The organism is Streptomyces roseolilacinus (assembly GCF_014649335.1).
GTDB lineage: Bacteria > Actinomycetota > Actinomycetes > Streptomycetales > Streptomycetaceae > Streptomyces > Streptomyces roseolilacinus.
The window spans coordinates 1-4,184 of sequence record NZ_BMSV01000028.1; the positions used below are offsets into that span (position 1 = coordinate 1).

The window sequence follows — 4,184 nt, forward strand, 5'->3', positions numbered from 1 at the left end:
CCCGCGGAGCGGGTCCCTTCGGGCTGCGCCCGAAGCAGCGAGCCGGGGCGCTGCGCGCCCCGGCCGCTCCCGCTCCGCGTGAGCGGAGGCGGCTCGCTCCGCTCACCGCCGGGCGGCACGCGCTCCGCGCCCGCCGTCAAGGGCAGGGCGTCCGGCCCGCGTTGCGGGCCGGGGCCGGCCTCCGGCCGGCCCGTGGCCTCCGCTGCGCTCCAGCCACACCGGGTGCGCGCCCCACTCCCCCACCGGCCAGGCGTGCCACGCCCCGCGCGGCCCACCCACGGGCCTCACGGCCCGAGCAGCAGCAAGAGGAGGGGGAGGTGACAGGTAGTCGGGTGGGTGACGAGGCGAACAGGGGTCGGGGAGGGTGAAGGTGGACGATCCGGGAGTGTGCTTCAAAAATATTGGCTAGCTTAAGACTGGAATCAGCACGCACCACCCTTGACCAGGAAAAGCCAGTTTTGAGTTAGGCCGGGGCGCGCCTTTTGAGATACATCAGCCCCCGTATTCAGCACCCCCCTGCGAGGCGAGGAATCACAAATTGGTCAGCACTGAGTCTCAGCCAGAGAAAGGAAGCCCAGATATCGTGACGCTTGAATTTCGGGGCGTGGAGGTACCGAAGCCGAACGGTTCCTCGGGCCGGGCGGCGGAACCCTTCACCGCCACCGGCCATGCTTCCTTGCTGTTGATCGTCATGGTCGGCACCACCCGAGACTCAGAGCCGCTGATGCCGCCTACGGTCCGCACCCGAGTTCTGGAGCCGCACGCCAAGCTGTCTCAGCCACCACGCCCCAGCCCCGGGGCGGGCGCGAGCGATGCCAGACACGCCCGGCTGTCTGCTGCTGCCAGCTCAAGGGGGCCGAGGCCGGTGCCCGCGCTACAGGCTCGGCGGGTGTCTTACAGACACCTAAGAGTGCTCGCGGCTCCAAAACGCGTTGACCTGGGCAAACACCAAACGGCGTGTTCTAGATCTCCAGAACAAAGGGGGGTCGGTTTGTTCTGGAGATCTAGAACAAAGTCCGGGCGTGTCGAGGCGGCGCGGCGGCCTGCTGGAGGCAGGGCGTGTTCTACCCCTCTGAAACAAGACGGTTCCCCTAGTGATACCGTTCGGTCCACAGTCGATGATCTTCCTGGAGGCGTTGATGGGGCAGCTGCCGGTTGTTCGGCCTGGCCAGCGCGTTGTTGCCCGGTCGGACGGCAAGGGCGGCATGGTCGTCAGTGTCGAGAAGATCCAGGGTCGCGAGTTCGCGGTCAGCGCGGAGGTGAAGGGTTACGTCCTGGACGCGCGGCTGCTGATGGACGTCCTCGGCAGCCTGAAGATGCCGGGAAGCTGGTTCCAGGTGTGGTGCAAGCTCGTGGCCGCGCAGGACCCGGCCTACCACGGCGTGGACCGCACGAAGGCGCCGCGCGGATACGTCCGGATCAACCAGCGCGACCTCCAGAAGTTGTGCAGTCTGTCCGCGGCCTCGGTGAGCGAGCCCATGCAGTTCTTCCACCACATCGGCTGGACGCGGACCGCGAAGCCCGGCGTGCTCCAGCTGAACCCGTGGCTCACGGTGGCCGGCACCTCCGCCGAGCAGGAGCGGTGGCAGAAGGAGTGGAACGCCGCCGACGGTCCGGCCTGCATCATCCCGGCTCCGGACTACCCCGCCGAATGGCGGGCGGAGCGGGCGAAGGCGAAGAAGGAAGCCGAGGCCGCCCGTCGTAGCGAGAAGGTCGTGACGCTCTCGCGCCGCCGTCTGCCCGCCCGGAAGGCGAGCGCATGACGCGCGCGGGCATATTCTCAGAGCCAGACGACAACGACCAGGAGGCCCTCGTGAGCACCACTTACGTCCCTGGCCCCCCGTCCGACGAGCCGATCGTGCTCACCCGCCACGCTCTGCGGATGCTGGCCCTCGTGGACGTCTCCCTGACCGCCCGCCGCGTGCTCGACGTGCTCCTGGCCCTCCAGGACCCTGACAGCGGCTCGGTCAGCATCAGCCAAGCCGAGATGGCCGCCGAACTCGGAGCCGGGAAGCCCGCTGTCAACCGGGGCTTCAAGGAGCTGAAGCAGGCTGGCCTCGCCTGGCTTCTGCGCCGCGGCCACTATCAGCTCCACCCCGTGCTCACCGGCGGCCGGGTCGCCGGCACCGCGATGGCCGTCCCTGAGATCAATGCGACCCCTGCAGAGGACTTCTCCGAGCAGCGGCGCACCCGCTTCGCCGCCCAGGTCGCCAACCTCGCGCAAAGCGCCTGAGCCGCTTCACAGCGCCTCTCCCGACGCCACGGCGCCGCACTCTGGGTGCGGCGCCGTTCGCATGCCACCGGCGTCGTACGCGGCTCCCTGGAGGGGACCCTCCGGCTCACGGAGCGCTACACGATTCCCATCGAGGGGAAAGCGCAGGTCACAGCGCCGCTGGTCACTACAGTCGGTATCACCAGGGGTACTGACATGTTCTAGATTTCCAGAACACGCGGCGGGCCCCAGGCGCACATCGTTCCGCTCCAGGGGAAAGCGCCAGGTCGGAGGTGGGGAGCGCCACCGGACGGTAGCACTAGCGGAACCGTCTTGTTCTGCTCCTCTAGAACAAGAGCAGCCCGTTTCCGTAGAGGCGTACATCGTTCCCCTGGAGGGGAAGCCGGGCTCCAGGCCGGGGAGCGCCGCCGTGTCCCGCATGCGGGACACGTCTGTCAGATACGCGCACACGGTTCCCGTGGGCGGGAAACGCGCAGGTTGCAGCCCTGCGAAAAGGATCTGTCAGCGACCACTGCCGGGCGATGTGGATGCGCGGCGACGCCGTCCGCAAGCAGGCCGGCCCGAGCGGATCGAGGCCCTGCGGGGCGAGAGCCACATGACCCGGTCCGCCGTCACCCGTCCGCTGGTCGCGCTGCGGGTGCTCATCGAGGACCAGGCGTGCGCGCCGCGGAGCTCGCGGCCGCCATCGAGAGCACCACCGGGCTGCTGGAGCGCTTGGAGGCCGTACGGGACGCCTCGCTGCGTCAGCCGGCGGCCAAGGGCCTCTCGCACGCCGACCTGGCGAAGGCGAGGCACCTGGAGAGTCGCGCGACCGCGTAGTCCTGCCGTCGCATCCTGCTGAACAAGCCGGTGAGCGACCTGGAGCGATGGGCCACCGGGGCCGACGGCTGAGGGGTTGCAGCACGCCGTGCAGCAGCCGGACGACCGTTTGCTGCACGGCGTGCTGCCCCCGGTGCAGCACGGCCTGCTACCCGAGCAGCACCCTTGCGGCGCCTGGGGCTGGCCTTCGAATGTCATCGCTCTCCGGCACCCGGATCAACGGCAGCAGCGCCTCGTGCAGCAGATGCAGCAGCGCCCCGGACCCGACCAGGCCCGGGGCGCTGCTGCATGCTGCTTAGGCTTCGACGTACGCCACGATCGTGATGGTCTTCAGGGCGGTGACGAAGTAGATGACGCGGACTGCGTCCACCTCGTCCGCGTAGTCGCGCAGCAGGGTGCCGGGCACCTCGGTGCCCAGCTCCGGGTTGACGCTGATGGCGACGATCGCGCGGTCCAGGCGGTGCGTCTCGCTCGCGGTGAGCTTCGCCAGCTGGGTGAGCGCGGGCTCCACCATGATGACGCGCGAGCGGCGCGCGCCGTGCTCAGGCGACACGCGGCTGCTCGTCCGCGAGACGGGCGAGGTGCGCGTCGCGGGCGGTCTCCCACGGCACGCCGGACTCGGGCGAGGGGTAGCCGTTGGCGGCGATGTCCTCCAGGACCGAGGCGAGGACGTCCGTCTTGGCGCGCTCCGCGGCCGCGTACGCGCGGGCCGATGCGGCGGCGTGCTCGTCGAGGGGCTGGCGGGCGGGCACGGGGGCCGGCTGCTGGCTCATCCGGGGCTCCTGGGCTTCTCTCTGGCGTGTGTCACCACGGTATCGCCGAGGCGCGGCGCGGGAGCCGGGCACGGGCGAACCGGCCCTCGCCGTCGCTGGGCTTCCGCGCCGGTCGCAACAGAGTGTGATCACTTCCCGGTGGGGTGTCACGCTGTCGTGCTTGTCACGCGGATTCGGCCCGGAGGGTTCCGGGCCGAATCCGAGCATAAATGCCCGAATTGATCGGCTTTCGGGAGGGTGCTGTCACGCGGCTTTCCGGCGGCGTGACAGGCGGCGTGACAGGGGCGTGACACCTCCGGGTGACGCTTGGTGAGCGTGACAGGGGTGATCAGGTCTTGTCCTGTGACGGCGAACTTTGA

Annotated in this window: 6 protein-coding genes; 3 read left to right on the forward strand and 3 right to left on the reverse strand. The window is 69.5% G+C overall.

Features of this window, described 5'->3' with window-relative positions:
• Positions 1 to 555 precede the first annotated feature (555 nt).
• On the reverse strand, positions 556 to 693 hold the full coding sequence (locus tag IE106_RS29885; RefSeq protein ID WP_189538371.1) for a hypothetical protein: 138 nt from the start codon (positions 691 to 693) through the stop codon (positions 556 to 558).
• Positions 694 to 1,118: 425 nt separating this feature from the next.
• On the opposite strand from IE106_RS29885, the gene IE106_RS29890 reads away from it, so the two are divergent.
• The 3 genes from IE106_RS29890 (at position 1,119) to IE106_RS29900 (ending at position 3,052) form a co-directional block, all read left to right on the forward strand.
• The gene (locus tag IE106_RS29890) at positions 1,119 to 1,763 is read left to right on the forward strand and encodes a hypothetical protein (protein ID WP_229840950.1); all 645 of its coding nucleotides are present in this window, start codon (positions 1,119 to 1,121) and stop codon (positions 1,761 to 1,763) included.
• Between the two features lie 50 nt (positions 1,764 to 1,813).
• Positions 1,814 to 2,233, forward strand: a complete 420-nt coding sequence (locus IE106_RS29895) for a helix-turn-helix domain-containing protein (protein WP_030423082.1) — start codon at positions 1,814 to 1,816, stop codon at positions 2,231 to 2,233.
• 657 nt (positions 2,234 to 2,890) lie between these two features.
• Complete coding sequence (locus tag IE106_RS29900) at positions 2,891 to 3,052, forward strand: hypothetical protein (protein ID WP_189538372.1); 162 nt, start codon at positions 2,891 to 2,893, stop codon at positions 3,050 to 3,052.
• A 295-nt stretch (positions 3,053 to 3,347) separates the two neighbouring features.
• Here IE106_RS29900 and IE106_RS29905 read toward each other — a convergent pair whose 3' ends face one another.
• Both IE106_RS29905 and IE106_RS29910 read right to left on the reverse strand, forming a co-directional pair.
• Positions 3,348 to 3,605, reverse strand: a complete 258-nt coding sequence (locus IE106_RS29905; protein WP_189538373.1) for a hypothetical protein — start codon at positions 3,603 to 3,605, stop codon at positions 3,348 to 3,350.
• A complete protein-coding gene (locus tag IE106_RS29910) occupies positions 3,595 to 3,825 on the reverse strand; it encodes a hypothetical protein (protein ID WP_189538374.1) in 231 nt (76 codons plus the stop codon). The genes IE106_RS29905 and IE106_RS29910 overlap by 11 nt, the downstream gene beginning before the upstream one ends.
• Positions 3,826 to 4,184 lie beyond the last annotated feature (359 nt).